This is a genomic window from Serpens gallinarum (assembly GCF_014836765.1).
Taxonomy (GTDB): domain Bacteria; phylum Pseudomonadota; class Gammaproteobacteria; order Pseudomonadales; family Pseudomonadaceae; genus Serpens; species Serpens gallinarum.
The window spans coordinates 210,140-225,180 of sequence record NZ_JACSQG010000006.1; the positions used below are offsets into that span (position 1 = coordinate 210,140).

Annotated in this window: 13 protein-coding genes and 1 tRNA gene; 8 read left to right on the top strand and 6 right to left on the bottom strand. The window is 60.8% G+C overall.

Annotated features, from left to right (window positions below; translation table 11 throughout):
- Positions 1-25: 25 nt before the first annotated feature.
- Positions 26-2,158, bottom strand: a complete 2,133-nt coding sequence (gene recQ / locus H9642_RS12785; RefSeq protein WP_251836828.1) for a DNA helicase RecQ — start codon at positions 2,156-2,158, stop codon at positions 26-28.
- 156 nt (positions 2,159-2,314) lie between these two features.
- On the opposite strand from recQ, the gene H9642_RS12790 reads away from it, so the two are divergent.
- Positions 2,315-2,902: a UPF0149 family protein gene (locus H9642_RS12790; protein ID WP_251836829.1), complete on the top strand. Its 588-nt coding sequence runs from the start codon at positions 2,315-2,317 to the stop codon at positions 2,900-2,902.
- Between the two features lie 10 nt (positions 2,903-2,912).
- Positions 2,913-3,311, top strand: a complete 399-nt coding sequence (locus H9642_RS12795; protein ID WP_251836830.1) for a YbaN family protein — start codon at positions 2,913-2,915, stop codon at positions 3,309-3,311.
- Positions 3,312-3,377: 66 nt separating this feature from the next.
- Here H9642_RS12795 and H9642_RS12800 read toward each other — a convergent pair whose 3' ends face one another.
- The 4 genes from H9642_RS12800 to cysK form a co-directional block, all read right to left on the bottom strand.
- Positions 3,378-3,968 (bottom strand): tRNA-uridine aminocarboxypropyltransferase, encoded by a 591-nt coding sequence (locus tag H9642_RS12800; RefSeq protein WP_251836831.1) that lies wholly within the window; start codon positions 3,966-3,968, stop codon positions 3,378-3,380.
- A 56-nt stretch (positions 3,969-4,024) separates the two neighbouring features.
- A complete protein-coding gene (locus H9642_RS18355; protein WP_286010314.1) occupies positions 4,025-4,156 on the bottom strand; it encodes a PA1414 family protein in 132 nt (43 codons plus the stop codon).
- Between the two features lie 147 nt (positions 4,157-4,303).
- The gene (gene aceK / locus H9642_RS12805; RefSeq protein WP_251836832.1) at positions 4,304-6,034 is read right to left on the bottom strand and encodes a bifunctional isocitrate dehydrogenase kinase/phosphatase; all 1,731 of its coding nucleotides are present in this window, start codon (positions 6,032-6,034) and stop codon (positions 4,304-4,306) included.
- 342 nt (positions 6,035-6,376) lie between these two features.
- On the bottom strand, positions 6,377-7,351 hold the full coding sequence (gene cysK, locus H9642_RS12810; protein ID WP_251836833.1) for a cysteine synthase A: 975 nt from the start codon (positions 7,349-7,351) through the stop codon (positions 6,377-6,379).
- Between the two features lie 146 nt (positions 7,352-7,497).
- Between cysK and H9642_RS12815 the strand changes: the two genes are divergently transcribed.
- From H9642_RS12815 to H9642_RS12830, 4 genes are all read left to right on the top strand, one after another.
- Complete coding sequence (locus H9642_RS12815; RefSeq protein WP_251836834.1) at positions 7,498-8,568, top strand: DUF748 domain-containing protein; 1,071 nt, start codon at positions 7,498-7,500, stop codon at positions 8,566-8,568.
- Positions 8,569-8,745: 177 nt separating this feature from the next.
- On the top strand, positions 8,746-9,591 hold the full coding sequence (locus tag H9642_RS12820) for an AAA family ATPase (RefSeq protein ID WP_251836835.1): 846 nt from the start codon (positions 8,746-8,748) through the stop codon (positions 9,589-9,591).
- 19 nt (positions 9,592-9,610) lie between these two features.
- Entirely contained in the window at positions 9,611-10,009 is a 399-nt protein-coding gene (locus H9642_RS12825) for a GFA family protein (protein ID WP_251836836.1), read from the top strand.
- A gap of 21 nt (positions 10,010-10,030) precedes the next feature.
- Positions 10,031-11,209 (top strand): vWA domain-containing protein, encoded by a 1,179-nt coding sequence (locus tag H9642_RS12830; protein WP_251836837.1) that lies wholly within the window; start codon positions 10,031-10,033, stop codon positions 11,207-11,209.
- A 199-nt stretch (positions 11,210-11,408) separates the two neighbouring features.
- On the opposite strand, the gene uvrB is transcribed toward H9642_RS12830, so the two are convergent.
- Positions 11,409-13,430 (bottom strand): excinuclease ABC subunit UvrB, encoded by a 2,022-nt coding sequence (uvrB, locus tag H9642_RS12835; RefSeq protein WP_251836838.1) that lies wholly within the window; start codon positions 13,428-13,430, stop codon positions 11,409-11,411.
- A 218-nt stretch (positions 13,431-13,648) separates the two neighbouring features.
- On the opposite strand from uvrB, the gene H9642_RS12840 reads away from it, so the two are divergent.
- Positions 13,649-14,845 (top strand): amino acid aminotransferase, encoded by a 1,197-nt coding sequence (locus H9642_RS12840; protein WP_251836839.1) that lies wholly within the window; start codon positions 13,649-13,651, stop codon positions 14,843-14,845.
- Positions 14,846-14,966: 121 nt separating this feature from the next.
- Positions 14,967-15,039 (top strand) — tRNA-Asn (locus tag H9642_RS12845).
- The last annotated feature ends 2 nt before the right edge of the window (positions 15,040-15,041 follow it).

Below are 15,041 nucleotides of genomic sequence, written 5' to 3' on the forward strand. Positions count from 1 at the left end.
CTCCATGGCGATCGCGTCATTTTTATTACACTTCGAATTCAGCCTGCAAGGCCGCTCGCACGCAATATAAAACACCGTCTGGCACGCGGCCATCGAAGTGTTCGGCAATCTGCGCCACTTGCGGCAACTCGCCTTCGCCATCCAGAAAAGCATCCTGGATTTCACCGAGCAGGTCTTCGGGTAAATCCAGTGCCTGCTCCAGGCTCAACTGCTGCTTGCCGATGGCCTCGGCAAGCATGCTGTAGACATTCTTTTCGGTGCAGTGCAGCTGGCTGGCGATCTGTGCCGGCGTCATCCCGGCGCGGGCCAGGGTTACCAGCTCATGGCGCAGGTCGGCCACGGCGCGCGGTGCCTCTTGCGCCGTGCCATTGAGCACCTCGAGAAACGCCTCGCCATAGCGCTCCAGCTTGCGGGCGCCCACACCACTGACGCGGCTCATTTCCGGCATCGTACTCGGCTGGCTGCGCAGCATTTCCAGCAAGGTTGCATCCGGGAAGATCACATAGGGCGGCACACCGTGCTCTTCGGCGAGCTTGCGGCGCAGGGTACGTAGGGCTTCCCACTTTTCCCGCTCATCATGGCGCACCAACTGGCTGGCTGCGCTGGCGCCGCCCGATGCCTTGGGCGTCTTGCTGGGCAGCTCGCGGCGCAACTCCAAGGTGACTTCGCCGCGTAACAAGGGACGGCAGCTGTCGGACAGGCGCAGACCGCCGAAACCATCCAGATCGACATCCGCCAGACCGCGCGCCACCAACTGGCGGAACAACGTGCGCCACTCGCTTTCACTGAGCGCCTTGCCCATGCCGAATACCGACAGGTGCTGATGGCCGAGGCTGCGCACCTTGTCATTGTCACGACCCAACAGAAGGTCCACCAGATGACCGACACCGTAGCGCTGGCCACTGCGGTAAATGGTCGACAACGCCTGGCGCGCCGGCTCGGTCGCATCCCAGGTCTGCACCCCGTCGACACAGATGTCGCAATGGCCGCAGGGTTTGGGCAGGTCTTCGTCAAAGTAGGCCAGCAGCGCCTGACGGCGGCAGCGGGTCTCCTCGCACAGAGCGAGCATGGCGTCGAGCTTGTGCTGCTCCACGCGTTTGTGTCGTTCATCGCCTTCGGAGTTGTTGAGCATCTGCTTAAGGAAGATCACGTCCTGCAGCCCATAGGCCATCCAGGCGTCGGCCGGCAGGCCATCGCGACCGGCCCGACCGGTTTCCTGGTAATAGGCCTCCAGTGACTTGGGCAAATCGAGGTGAGCGACAAAGCGCACGTTGGGCTTGTCGATGCCCATGCCAAAGGCGATGGTCGCCACCATGATCAGCCCTTCCTCGTTGAGAAAGCGCTTCTGGTGATACGCACGCAATTCGCTGGGCAGACCGGCGTGGTAGGGCAATGCCGGAAAACCTTGCTCGCTAAGGAAGGCGGCCAGGTCGTCGACCTTCTTGCGCGACAGGCAATAGACGATGCCGGCATCGCCCTTGCGCTCGGCCAGAAACCCCAGCAACTGCTTGCGCGGCTGTTCCTTGGGCACGATGCGGTAGAAAATGTTGGGCCGGTCGAAGCTGGACAGGAAACGCTCGGCATCCTGCAGATGCAGCCGCTGAGCGATTTCCTCGCGGGTGCGCATGTCCGCCGTGGCGGTCAGCGCAATGCGCGGCACCTCGGGAAAATATTCGGCGAGTTGGCCGAGCTGAAGGTATTCAGGGCGGAAATCATGCCCCCATTGCGAAACGCAGTGGGCCTCATCAATGGCGAACAGGGCGATCTCCAGACGCTGCAAAAAAGCCAGCATACGCGGCTGCACCAGCCGCTCCGGGGCCAGGTACAGCGCCTTGATTTCATTGCGACGGATGCGCTCGGCAATCTCCCGCTGCTCATCGAGGTTCAGGGTGGAGTTCAGCGCCACCGCCTCCACGCCCAGCTCATTGAGGGTGGCGACCTGATCGTCCATCAGGGCGATCAGCGGCGAAACCACAACCGCCAATCCATCGCGCAACAAGGCCGGCACCTGATAGCACAGCGATTTGCCGCCCCCGGTGGGCATTAACACCAACGCATCGCCGCCCCGCGCCACGCGTTCGATGATCGCCGCCTGGTGGCCACGAAAGGCGTCGTAACCGAATACGTCTTTGAGAATGCGCTGGGCTGAATCGAGCATGCCGGTCTCCGAAGCAAGGCCGGGAAGTATACGCGAGGTCGCGACCGGCTTCAGGCCGCTAAGCAGTTGCCTAACCGTGAGCGACCTTATGCCTGTGGCCTGCAGGCGCCCTGTGGACTAGAATCCGCGCTATCCCCTCTCCAAGGTAGTCCTCGTATGTCTTTCGCCGAGCAATTGTCCCGCCTGCAAACCTTCCTTGATGCCGATGACCTGCATGAGGAAGCGCTGGACTACGTGGCCGCCCACGGTTACCTGACCGCCCTGTCCATCTGCCCGCAGCAGGTTCCGGATCGCGAATGGATCGATGCGCTGTTCGCCGAGCCGCCGCACTACCGCGATGAGGCCGAACGCCAGGAAATCGAAACCAGCCTAGTGCAACTCAAGGCCTACATCGCCCGCCAGCTGGCCAGCGACGAAGACATGGAGCTGCCCTGCGACCTGGACCTGGGCGATGAGCCGGACGAGTCCGACCTGCGCGGCTGGTGCATTGGTTTCATGGAAGGGGTGTTCATGCGCGAGGCGGTGTGGTTCGAGGACTCGGAAGACGAAGTCAGCGAGCTGCTGCTGCCCATCATGGTCGGTTCCGGCCTGTTCGAAGAACAACCGGAGTTCGAGGAGATTGCCGCCGACCGCGCGCTGGTGGACAGCATGATCGATCAGATTCCTGAGCTGCTTACCGCCCTCTACCTGATCTGCCAGGCGCCCGAGGAAAAACCCTCGCTGCTCAAGCCGCGCCAGAACTGATCGCACTGGCATGACCGATTCCGGCATGCCAGGCCGCTCGCCCTGGATTCGCTATTGCCTGCTCGTGGTGGGCTGGTTGAGCGTGGCCTTGGGAGTCATCGGTATCTTTCTGCCGGTCTTGCCTACCACGCCTTTCCTTCTACTGGCGGCCGCCTGCTTTGCGCGCAGCTCGCCGCGCTTCTACGCCTGGCTGGTGGGCCATCCACGTCTGGGCCCCTGGATACGCGACTACCTCGACGGCCAGGGCATCCCGCTAAAAGGCAAGGTCTACACCCTGGTCTTGATGTGGCTAAGCATCCTCTTCGCCTGCTGGCTGGTGAATATCCCCTTGGCCCGCATCGCCATGCTGAGCAGCGCCGTGCTGGTGACGATCTATATCCTGCGACAGAAAACCCTGCCAATGCGCTAAGCCTGCCCTGGCATCCATGGATATCCGCGCTTCGCCAGCGATGAGCTAAAACGCTCTAACCACAGCTCAGCCATGATTGCGCTGGAAGACTTCTTCACCCATCGCGGCGATCTGCCCGTCGATCAGTGCTTCGAAGGGTCGCAGCAGGGCATCGAAGCGCCGGGGTGCTTCCAGGCGATTGAGGGTTTCGGTGATGGCTTCCAAGGTGGACAAGGCCCCGACTTTCGGGGCCTTGCGCAGGCGGTAACGCGATTCCAGCCCCTCAGGCAGGGTCAGACGCGGCAGATGTTCCAGCAGCGGGTTGCAGTACAGAAGCTTGCGCGCCTTGCGCCAGGTGCCGTCCGGCACTACCAGCAACAACGGACGTTGCTCGGCGCGTTGCTGGCTGGGCAGCTCCGCCTCGTCGCCTGGAAATAGCAGCCGAGCGTCGTAGCCGGGATCTGCCAACAGGTCCGCCAGATCAGCGAAGTGCTCGCCTATGCGCAATTCGGCATTCTCCAGCCCAAGGGCCGCCAACCGGGCCGTATTCAAGGCATGTCCGGCTTCGCTCGGGTGCTGCAGGATCAATACGCGGGTACGGCTGTCCAGGCGCGACACAAGTGCGCATAAACAATAAGCGAGGGGGCGACAGCACTGTGAACATGTTGGCCGGGGCATGGCATCTCCTGCAAGGGTGCGCAGTGTGCCACAGCCCCGCCCGTTTCCAGACCCAATCAACGTGCGGGGCGAGCCTTGCCCTGCCGCGGCCCGTCATCACGCACAGGCACAGGTTGCAGACGAGGCGCGTCGAGCATGCCGAGCGCCCTACCGAGGTTGTCAATCAACTGCTTGCACCAAGCTTTCATTAACTCACCCTCCGAGACTGCATGGAACGAGTCGGCCGACTACCAAGCGGCCCGCTTGCCTCTCCCAGAGTCTAGCCCTTACCTCCGGACTGCCACACCATCGTCTGACTAGAGGGCGGTCTGCAGTGGGTGAGGCCTAAATGAGGCCTACTGCAATGCCTCGTTCCGCTCCCCGCGCCGGTAGGGGAACACGTCGATGACTTTGCCGGCACGAATGGCGTCCTGCAGGCTTTTCCAGTAGTCCGCGTCATACAGGTTGCCATGCAGCTTGGCGAACAGCTTGCGCTGCGTCAGATCGACAAAGAGAAAACGCGGGAACTCTTCCGGAAAGACATCGTTGGGCGCCACGGAATACCAAGGTTCAGCCGACATCTCATCCTCTGGGTAGCGCGGTGGCGGAATGCGTCGAAAATTTACCTCCGTGAGGTAGCTGATCTCGTCGTAGTCATAAAACACCACACGACCATGGCGAGTAACCCCGAAGTTCTTCAGCAGCATGTCACCGGGAAAGATATTCGCGGCGGCCAGCTGTTTGATCGCCAGCCCGTAATCTTCCAGCACATCAAGGGTTTGCGCCTCGCTGGCCTGCTCCAGGTAGAGGTTGAGGGGCGTCATGCGCCGCTCGGTCCAGCAGTGGCGAACCAACACCGTGTCGCCTTGCACCTCCACCGTGGACGGCGCCACCTCCAACAACTCGGCCAGGCATTCCGGATCGAACTTGCTGACCGGAAAACGGAAATCGGCAAACTCCTGGGTGTCCGCCATGCGCCCGACCCGATCGACATTTTTCACCAGGCGATACTTTTCGATGACCGTGGCGCGGTCAACGCTCTTGGACGGCGAAAACCGGTCCTTGATGATCTTGAACACCGTATTGAAGCCAGGCAGGGTAAACACGCTCATCACCATCCCCCGCACGCCGGGGGCCATGACGAAACGGTCATCGACATTGGCCAGGTGATCGATCAGCGCCCGGTAGAACTCCGACTTGCCCTGCTTGTAAAAGCCGATCGAGGTGTACAGCTCGGAAATGTGTTTACCCGGCAGGATGCGCTGCAAAAAGCCAACGAATTCCGCCGGATTGGCCACATCGACCATGAAGTAGGACCGGGTGAAGGAAAAAATGATCGAGACTTCCGCCTCATCGGTAATCAGCGCATCGAGCTTGATGCCCTGACCCTCGCGATGAATCAAGGCGATTGCCAGCGGCCACTGCTCGTCGTGGGTATAGATTCGCCCAACCAGATACGCACCCTTGTTGCGGTACAGCGGTGAGCAAAAGAGTTCGACGGTCAGCCCGGCATCCTTGCAAACCCAATCCGGCAGACAGTAGCGCAATTGCGCCTCCAGGCGCTGAATATCGCCCGGAAGATCCTCGTACACCGCATCGAAGCGGTAATGGCTGAAGATCTCTTCCAGCATGCCGGGCAGATTGCCCCGCGGATGGTAAATGCGGGTCTGTACGACACGCATCTGTGCATGCAACGCCGGTCGCGTGGTGTGCACGAACATGGTGTCATCGCTGATGCAGTCATGGCTGAGCAGACGGCAGAAGATCGAGTTGTACCAGGTTTCCGCCAGCTCATCGTCTAAGCGGGGATTGATCAACTCGATGTAAGCACTTTTGACCTGAGGCCACAGGTGCACATCGAGCAAGCAAGCGTCTCCGTACAACGGCCGCAGCTTGGCAGTGGTTTCACTGACTTTTTCTTCGTACAGGGTGATGCGCGCGGTCGAAGCGACTTGGGCTTCCTGCCACTGCGCCTGTTCAAAGCGCTGGCGGGCACCGTCGGTGATCAGACGAAAATGCTCCCGATAGTCGTCGAAACCGTCGAGGATAGAACGCGCGATATCGGCTACCGGCCATTGCTGCGCCATGGATCACGTCTCTGTGGTGGCGAATGGAAGCCGGAGCTTAGCCAGTCGTCGAGACGGGCGGCAAGCAGCGGTTGCGCCAAGCGTTGCGGCACCGCGGTTTCGCAACCGCTTGCTCATCGATCGGCAAAGCTTCGCTGCCGACATGAAGTCGGCCCAAGTTGCCCGTGCGTCAACCAGCGCAGCGTAACTCGACGACACATCGGCGAGTTACGTGTACGACCAACCACATTCTGCTGCGTGTTCTGGGGCGGTGCGAAGAAATACGGTGTGGGGCCGATTTTACATCGGCCGACGGAGTCTCCACCGGGCCACGTCGACCCCACACTAGAACCGCAGTGACTGTTACTGCACCATTTCCTGCTCGGTGAACAGGCCATCAAACAGCATGCTCGACAGGTAACGCTCGCCGGAATCGGGAATGATCACCACGATGTTCTTGCCTTGCATGTCCGGGTGTTCGGCCAGGCGCACGGCCGCGGCCATGGCTGCGCCACCGGAAATGCCGCACAGAATGCCTTCTTCGCGCATCAGGCGCAGGGCCATGCTCTTGGCCTCTTCATCGCCGACCTGTTCTACCTGGTCCACCAACGACAAGTCGAGGTTCTTGGGCACGAAACCGGCGCCGATACCCTGGATCTTGTGCGGGCTGGGCTTGAGCTCGTCGCCCGCCATGGCCTGGGTAATCACTGGCGAGCTGATCGGCTCGACCGCCACCGAGAGAATTCGCTTGCCCTGGGTGTGCTTGATGAAGCGCGAGACGCCGGTGATGGTGCCGCCGGTACCCACGCCAGCGACCACCACATCGACCGCGCCATCGGTGTCATTCCAGATTTCCGGGCCGGTGGTTTTCTCGTGGATCGCCGGGTTGGCCGGGTTTTCGAACTGTTGCGGCAGGTAGTGCGTGGCGGGATTGCTAGCCACGATCTCCTGGGCCTTTTCGATGGCGCCCTTCATGCCTTTGGCCGGCTCGGTCAACACCAGTTCGGCGCCCAGCGCCTTGACCACCTTGCGACGTTCCAGACTCATCGAGGCGGGCATGGTCAGGATCAGCTTGTAACCGCGGGCAGCGGCAACATAGGCCAGCGCGATGCCAGTATTGCCGGACGTGGGCTCGACAATCGTCATGCCCGGCTTGAGAAGGCCACGTTCTTCGGCGTCCCAGACCATGCTGGCGCCGATTCGGCATTTCACCGAGTAGGCGGGATTGCGCCCTTCGGTCTTGGCCAGAATGGTCACGCCCTTGGGACCGAGGCGGTTGATCATCACCAGCGGCGTATTGCCGATGGAGCGGGAGTTGTCTGCATAAATGCGGCTCATGATGGTCTGCCTGCGTCTAAATGAATGGGTTGGAGAAACAATGGTCGACGGAAGACTATCAGCCTAAGCGCGACACGAATGTCAGTCCAGCCGAACCCGCTTCGCCAAAATATGTCCATCGTCACGAATCCTGACGGATAAACGCCATGAACCGAAACCGGGCTCTTCCGCTGTGGATCCTCCTGCTGGTTGCGCTGGTTCTGTTGGTCGCGCATCTGGCCTTGCCTACTTTAGTGCGCAATTACCTCAACGATACCTTGGCTGAAATGGGCGATTACCGGGGTCACGTCGAGGATGTGGACCTGGCCTGGTGGCGCGGCGCCTATCGAATCAATGGCCTGAACATCGAAAAAACCAGCGGCAAGGTGCCCGTGCCGTTTCTCAAAGCCCCGCTGATCGACATTGCCGTGAGCTGGCGCGCGCTCTGGGAGGACCAGGCCATCGTGGCGCAGGTGGAGTTCGTGTCGGCCGAACTGAACTTCGTGGATGCCCGAAACAAAGAGCAGTCACAAACCGGCGAAGGCGTGGATTGGCGCGACACGCTCAAGGCTCTGCTGCCAATTACCCTTAACGAGCTGCACATCGTCAACAGCAAGGTCGCGTTTCGCAACTTCGGTTCCGATCCGCCGGTGAATATCTACGCCGACCAGTTGAATGCCACGGTCCTCAATCTCACCAACACCACCGATGCCCAGGGACGGCGGGTCGCGCAGCTTGAGGGCACCGCCCGGCTGTTCGACCAGGCACCTTTGGAAGCACAGGCCAGCTTCGACCCCTTTACCGACTGGGAAGACTTCGAATTGCGCCTGCGCACCACTGGCATCGAGTTGACCCGCCTGAACGACTTCAGCCGCGCCTATGGCAAATTCGATTTTGTCGGCGGCACGGGCGACCTGGTCATGGAAGTCGAAGCGGAGAAGAGTCAGCTCAGCGGCTATATCAAACCGTTGCTGCACAATGTCGAGGTATTCGACTGGAAACAGGATGTGGAGGCCGAAGATAAAGGCTTTCTGCGCGGCCTCTGGGAGGCCATTGTTGGCGGCACCCAAACGGTGTTGAAAAACCAGCGCAAGGATCAGTTCGCCACCCGCATCGAACTGTCGGGCAGTATCAAGGACCGCGACATCAGCCCGTTCCAGGCCTTCTGGGCCATCCTGCGCAATGCCTTCGTGCAAGCCTTCACGCCGCGCTTCGAGCGGGCACTGGAAGAAGGTTGAGCCCTGCGCCTGATCGTATCTGGCCCGAACGAAGGAACATCCGCCGAAATATCCCCATCGAATGACTGAATACCCTCCCTGCGTTCACAGTTACCCAACACCCACGCTATAGTCGGCCCTCAAATTTTTTTGCGTCGTCGGGTGCTCCACCCGCGTCACCGTTCGAGGAAACTCCCGATGAAATTCGAAGGCACACCGTCTTACGTCGCCACCGACGACTTGAAACTGGCCGTCAATGCCGCCATCACCCTGCAACGCCCGTTGCTGGTCAAGGGCGAGCCCGGCACCGGCAAGACCCTGCTTGCCGAGCAATTGGCCGACGCCTTCGGCGTCAAGCTGATCACCTGGCACATCAAGTCCACCACCAAGGCGCACCAAGGCCTGTATGAATACGATGCGGTCAGCCGCCTGCGCGATTCGCAACTGGGCGTGGACAAGGTCCATGACGTGCGCAACTACATCAAGAAGGGCAAGCTCTGGGAGGCGTTCGAGGCCGAAGAGCGGGTCATCCTGCTGATCGACGAGATCGACAAGGCCGACATCGAGTTCCCCAACGACCTGCTGCAGGAACTCGACAAGATGGAGTTCTACGTTTACGAGACCAACGAAACCATCAAGGCCACGCAGCGCCCGATCATCATCATTACCTCCAACAACGAGAAGGAACTGCCCGACGCCTTCCTGCGCCGCTGCTTCTTCCACTACATCGCCTTTCCCGACCGCGAGACGCTGCAAAAGATCGTCGACGTGCACTACCCGAACATCAAGGCCGAGCTGGTTGCCGAGGCGCTGGACGTGTTCTTCGATGTGCGCAAGGTGCCCGGCCTGAAGAAGAAACCTTCCACCAGTGAGCTGGTCGACTGGTTGAAACTGCTGATGGCCGACGACATCGGCGCCGCCGTCCTGCGCGAGCGCGATCCGACCAAGGCCATCCCGCCCCTGGCTGGCGCCCTGGTGAAAAACGAACAGGATGTGATGCTGCTCGAGCGCCTGGCCTTCATGAGCCGTCGCGCCAATCGCTGACGGCGCGTTATTGGAGGATGTGGCAATGCATACCGGCAGCTGTCTGTGTGGCGCGGTGAAATACCGCATCGATACGCCCATTCACGACGTGAGCCACTGTCACTGCAGCATGTGCCGCAAGGCGCATGGCGCGGCATTTGCCAGTTTTGCCAGTGTGCCGAGGCCTGCGTTTCACCTGATCGAGGGCGAGGACCGGATCGGTCGCTACGCCTCCTCCGAGTCGGTGACGCGTACCTTCTGCACGCAGTGTGGTGCCTCGCTGCAATTCGTCGATGATCGCAACGATGAAGTGGGCGTGGCGGTCGGCACCCTGGACACCCCCCTGGGCCAGGTAGCGCAGGAGCATATCTTCGTCACCTCCAAGGCCGACTGGTACAGCATCCACGACTCCTATCCCCAGTACAGCGGCGATCACTAATCGTCGTTATTCGAGGTACTCATGCTGCTCGGTTTGTTCAATGAAATGCGCGCCGCCAAGGTGCCGGTTTCGGTACGTGAGCTGCTCGACCTGGTCGATGCGCTCAAGCACAACGTCGTGTTCGCCGACATGGATGAATTTTATTACCTGTCGCGGGCGATCCTGGTGAAGGACGAGCGCCACTTCGACAAGTTCGACCGGGCCTTCGGCGCCTATTTCAATGGTTTGCAGAATCTCGACCAGCACCTTGAAGCGCTGATTCCCGAGGAATGGCTGCGCAAGGAATTCGAGCGCTCGCTTAGCGAAGAAGAGCGCGCGATGATCCAGTCCCTGGGTGGCCTGGACAAACTGATCGAGGAATTCAAGAAGCGCCTCGAGGAACAAAAAGAACGTCACGCTGGCGGCAACAAATGGATCGGCACCGGTGGCACCAGCCCCTTCGGTTCTGGCGGCTACAACCCGGAAGGCATCCGCATCGGCGACGCCGGCAAGCGCCAGGGGCGCGCGGTGAAGGTCTGGGATCAGCGCGAGTACAAGAACCTCGACGACCAGGTGGAACTGGGCACGCGCAACATCAAGATTGCCCTGCGCCGACTGCGCAAGTTCGCCCGCGAAGGCGCCGCCGAAGAGCTGGATATTGACGGCACCATCGACCACACCGCCAAGGATGCGGGCCTGCTCAACATTCAGATGCGCCCGGAACGGCGTAATACGGTGAAGCTGTTGCTGTTAATGGACATCGGCGGCTCGATGGACGCCCACGTCAAGGTCTGCGAAGAGCTGTTCTCGGCCTGCAAGACCGAGTTCAAGCACCTGGAGTTCTTCTATTTCCACAACTTCATCTACGAGTCGGTGTGGAAGAACAACATGCGCCGCACCTCGGAGCGCTTTTCCACCTTCGATCTGCTGCACAAGTATGGCGCCGACTGGAAGATCGTCTTCGTCGGCGACGCCGCCATGGCGCCCTACGAAATCACCCAGGCCGGCGGCAGCGTCGAGCACTGGAACGAGGAAGCCGGCTACGTGTGGATGCGCCGCATCATGGAGAAATACAAGAAGCTCATCTGGATCAACCCCTACCCCAAGTCCAGCTGGGACTACACCGCCTCCACCGGCATCGTGCGCGAGCTGATCAATGATCAGATGTACCCACTGACCTTGAGCGGGCTGGAAGAAGGCATGCGCTTCCTGTCGAAATAGCAGGTCACGCCTTGCTCGCGGCCACGTAGGATGGCGTTGAGCGCAGCGATACCCATCAACGGAGTTCAGCCATCGCGCGAGGTAGCGGCGCTGCCGATGGTAAAGGAGGAGCCAGCTTGCTGGCGATTGGCCAAGCTTATGCCAACGGTTCGCCAGCAAGCTGATTGCTACAAAGAAGGTTGCTCTGCCAAGGCTAGGGCTACACCTGCAACAAGCGCTGGCGCAGGCCCTGAATCTCGTCGCGCACCTGGGCGGCGGCCTCGAATTCCAGGTCGCGGGCCAGTTGCATCATCTTCTCTTCCAACTGGCGAATACGCTTGTTGATCTCGCTGGGCGAGCGCAGCTGGCTTTCGTAGCGAGCGCTTTCTTCCGCGGCCTTGGCCTGCGCCTTGCGCTTGCCGCTGCGGGCGCCCGGCACGGTGGCGCCTTCGAGGATATCGCGAACATCCTTCTTGATGCCCTTGGGCACGATGCCGTGAAGTTCGTTGAAGGCGATCTGCTTGTTGCGCCGCCGTTCGGTTTCATCAATGGCACGCTGCATCGAGCCGGTCATGCGGTCGGCGTAGAGAATCGCCCGGCCATTGAGGTTACGCGCGGCGCGGCCGATGGTCTGGATCAGCGAGCGCTCGGAGCGCAAAAAGCCTTCCTTGTCGGCATCGAGAATCGCCACCAGCGACACCTCGGGCATGTCCAGCCCCTCGCGCAGCAGGTTGATGCCCACCAGCACGTCGAAAACCCCGGTGCGCAGATCGCGGATGATCTCCACCCGCTCCACCGTGTCGATGTCCGAGTGCAGGTAGCGCACCCGCACGCCGTGGTCAGACAGGTAATCGGTCAAATCTTCCGCCATGCGCTTGGTCAGCGTGGTCACCAGCACGCGCTCCTCGATGGCGACGCGCTTGTTGATCTCCGAAAGCAGATCGTCCACCTGGGTCGTGGCCGGGCGCACTTCGATTTGGGGATCGACCAGCCCGGTCGGGCGCACCACCTGCTCGATCACCCGTCCTGCATGTTCGGCCTCGTAGGGCCCAGGCGTGGCGGACACGAAGATGGTCTGCGGGCAGATCGACTCCCATTCATCGAAGCGCAGCGGCCGGTTGTCCAGTGCCGAGGGCAGGCGGAAGCCATAGTCCACCAGGGTTTCCTTGCGCGACCGGTCGCCCTTGTACATGGCGCCCACCTGGGGTACCGAGACGTGGGATTCGTCGATCACCAGCAATGCGTCGTCTGGCAGGTAGTCGAACAGGGTCGGCGGCGGCTCGCCGGGACCACGACCGGAGAGGTAGCGCGAGTAGTTTTCAATGCCGTTGCAATAGCCCAGCTCGAGGATCATCTCCAGATCGAAGCGTGTGCGCTGTTCCAGACGCTGAGCCTCGACCAGCTTGTCCTTGCCGCGCAGGTAGTCCAGGCGGTCCTTGAGTTCGGCCTTGATGTGCTCGATTGCGTCCAGCAGAGTCTCGCGCGGCGTGGCGTAGTGGGTCTTGGGGAAGAACGTGAAGCGCGGCAATTTGCGGATCACCTCACCGGTCAGCGGGTCGAAGGCAGCAATGCTTTCCACCTCGTCATCGAACAGCTCGATGCGCACCGCCTCCAGCTCGGATTCAGCCGGGAAGATGTCTACCACATCGCCGCGCACCCGGAAGCTGGCACGGGCGAAGTCCATGTCGTTGCGGGTGTATTGCAGTTCGGTGAGGCGACGCAGCAGTTCGCGCTGGTCCAGCTTGTCGCCGCGATCGACGTGCAGGACCATCTTCAGATAGGTCTCCGGGCTGCCCAGGCCATAGATGCACGAGACGGTGGTGACAATGATCGCGTCGCGGCGCTGGATCAGCGCCTTGGTCGCCGACAGGCGCATCTGCTCGATGTGGTCGTTGATCGACGCATCTTTTTCGATGTAGGTGTCCGAGGATGGCACGTAGGCTTCGGGCTGGTAGTAATCGTAATAGGAGACGAAATACTCCACCGCATTGTTCGGGAAGAACGCCTTGAACTCGCCGTACAGCTGCGCGGCCAAGGTCTTGTTCGGCGCCAGCACCATGGTCGGACGCTGCAATTGAGCGATGACATTGGCAATGCTGAAGGTCTTGCCTGAGCCGGTCACCCCGAGCAATGTCTGATGCGACAACCCGGCTTCCAGCCCCTCGACCATTTGGCGAATGGCCTCGGGCTGATCGCCAGCGGGCTGAAAACGGGTGACCAGGTGGAGCGCTGACTCGGACATGAAAACCTCAATTGGTGAACCATCGTGCGGCAAATCCCATGGCGGGCGGCTCCCCTGCTGGGAACCATCGGGATAAAGGCCGCTCGAAACCCCTAGCAACATATCGCAGCTAGCGGACTTGGTGTCTATAATACGACCCCGTTTGCGCAGCGCCCTAGTGCCTTACGGCGGCAGGGTGATGCGGCGTCCTCCCCTCTTCCTCTTCGAGCTCCGTCATCATGAGTTTGTTCTCTGCTGTAGAAATGGCACCGCGTGACCCTATCCTGGGTCTTAACGAAGCGTTCAATGCCGACACGCGCTCCACCAAGGTTAATCTGGGGGTGGGCGTCTACTACAACGAAGAAGGTCGAATTCCGCTGCTACGCGCCGTTGCCGAAGCCGAAAAGGCCCGCCTCGCCGCCCATGCACCGCGCGGCTACTTGCCGATTGAAGGCCTTTCCAGCTACGACAGCGCAGTCCAGAAGCTGCTGTTCGGTGAAGGCTCGTCCTTGCTTGCCGAAGGTCGCGTAGTGACGACCCAATCGCTGGGCGGTACAGGCGCCTTGAAAACCGGTGCCGACTTCCTTAAGCGCCTGTTGCCCACGGCCGTGGTTGCGATCAGCAACCCGAGCTGGGAAAACCACCGCGCGCTGTTCGAATCCGCCGGTTTTCCGGTTCAGAATTATCGCTATTACGATGCGGACAGCCAGGGTGTTGACCGCGCCGGCATGCTCGCCGATCTGAAGGCACTGCCGGCCCGTTCGATCATCGTATTGCATGCCTGCTGCCACAACCCAACCGGCGTCGATCTCAGCCTGGACGACTGGAAAGCCGTGCTGGACGTGCTGCGTGAGCGAGAGCACGTGCCCTTCCTCGACATCGCCTACCAGGGCTTTGGCGACGGTATCGATCAGGATGCCGAAGCGGTACGCCTGTTCGCCGAGTCAGGTCTGCAATTCTTCGTTTCCAGCTCGTTCTCCAAATCCTTCTCGCTGTACGGCGAGCGAGTGGGTGCGCTGTCAATCGTCACCGACTCGCCGGAAGAAACCAGCCGCGTGCTGTCCCAGGTCAAGCGCGTGATTCGCACCAACTACTCCAACCCGCCGACCCATGGTGCCACCATCGTCGGCAACGTGCTCAACAGCCCAGAGCTGCGCAGCCTGTGGGAAGCCGAGCTGACTGAAATGCGCGAACGCATCCGCGGCATGCGCATGGCCATGGTGCAGGGCCTGGCTGAAATGGGCGCATCCCGTGATTTCAGCTTTGTTGCGCGTCAGCGTGGGATGTTTTCCTACTCCGGCCTCAGCCCGGAACAGGTCGAACGCCTGCGTACCGAGTTCGGCATCTATGCCATCGGCACCGGACGCATCTGCGTCGCCGCACTGAACCGCAACAACCTCGGCCCGGTGCTCAACGCCATCAAGGCCGTAATCTGACGCCTCGAGGCTTCGCTTGGCTCAACACCAACCTGCTCGGTCAGGTTGGTGTTGAGAGCCACGGCAACCGGCAAAAGTCTGTTGACTTCCTTTTTTGAATCAGTAACATACGCGCCGTTGTTCCGCGATAGCTCAGTCGGTAGAGCAAATGACTGTTAATCATTGGGTCCCTGGTTCGAGTCCAGGTCGCGGAGCC

Bases quoted from the DNA above. Each gene is read 5' to 3' on its own strand.
- H9642_RS12795 (WP_251836830.1), top strand. From the start codon at position 2,913: ATGACCGATTCCGGCATGCCAGGCCGCTCGCCCTGGATTCGCTATTGC.
- H9642_RS12815 (WP_251836834.1), top strand. From the start codon at position 7,498: ATGAACCGAAACCGGGCTCTTCCGCTGTGGATCCTCCTGCTGGTTGCG.
- H9642_RS12830 (WP_251836837.1), top strand. From the start codon at position 10,031: ATGCTGCTCGGTTTGTTCAATGAAATGCGCGCCGCCAAGGTGCCGGTT.
- H9642_RS18355 (WP_286010314.1), bottom strand. From the start codon at position 4,156: ATGAAAGCTTGGTGCAAGCAGTTGATTGACAACCTCGGTAGGGCGCTC.
- H9642_RS12790 (WP_251836829.1), top strand. From the start codon at position 2,315: ATGTCTTTCGCCGAGCAATTGTCCCGCCTGCAAACCTTCCTTGATGCC.
- uvrB (WP_251836838.1), bottom strand. From the start codon at position 13,430: ATGTCCGAGTCAGCGCTCCACCTGGTCACCCGTTTTCAGCCCGCTGGC.
- H9642_RS12840 (WP_251836839.1), top strand. From the start codon at position 13,649: ATGAGTTTGTTCTCTGCTGTAGAAATGGCACCGCGTGACCCTATCCTG.
- aceK (WP_251836832.1), bottom strand. From the start codon at position 6,034: ATGGCGCAGCAATGGCCGGTAGCCGATATCGCGCGTTCTATCCTCGAC.
- cysK (WP_251836833.1), bottom strand. From the start codon at position 7,351: ATGAGCCGCATTTATGCAGACAACTCCCGCTCCATCGGCAATACGCCG.
- H9642_RS12800 (WP_251836831.1), bottom strand. From the start codon at position 3,968: ATGCCCCGGCCAACATGTTCACAGTGCTGTCGCCCCCTCGCTTATTGT.
- recQ (WP_251836828.1), bottom strand. From the start codon at position 2,158: ATGCTCGATTCAGCCCAGCGCATTCTCAAAGACGTATTCGGTTACGAC.
- H9642_RS12820 (WP_251836835.1), top strand. From the start codon at position 8,746: ATGAAATTCGAAGGCACACCGTCTTACGTCGCCACCGACGACTTGAAA.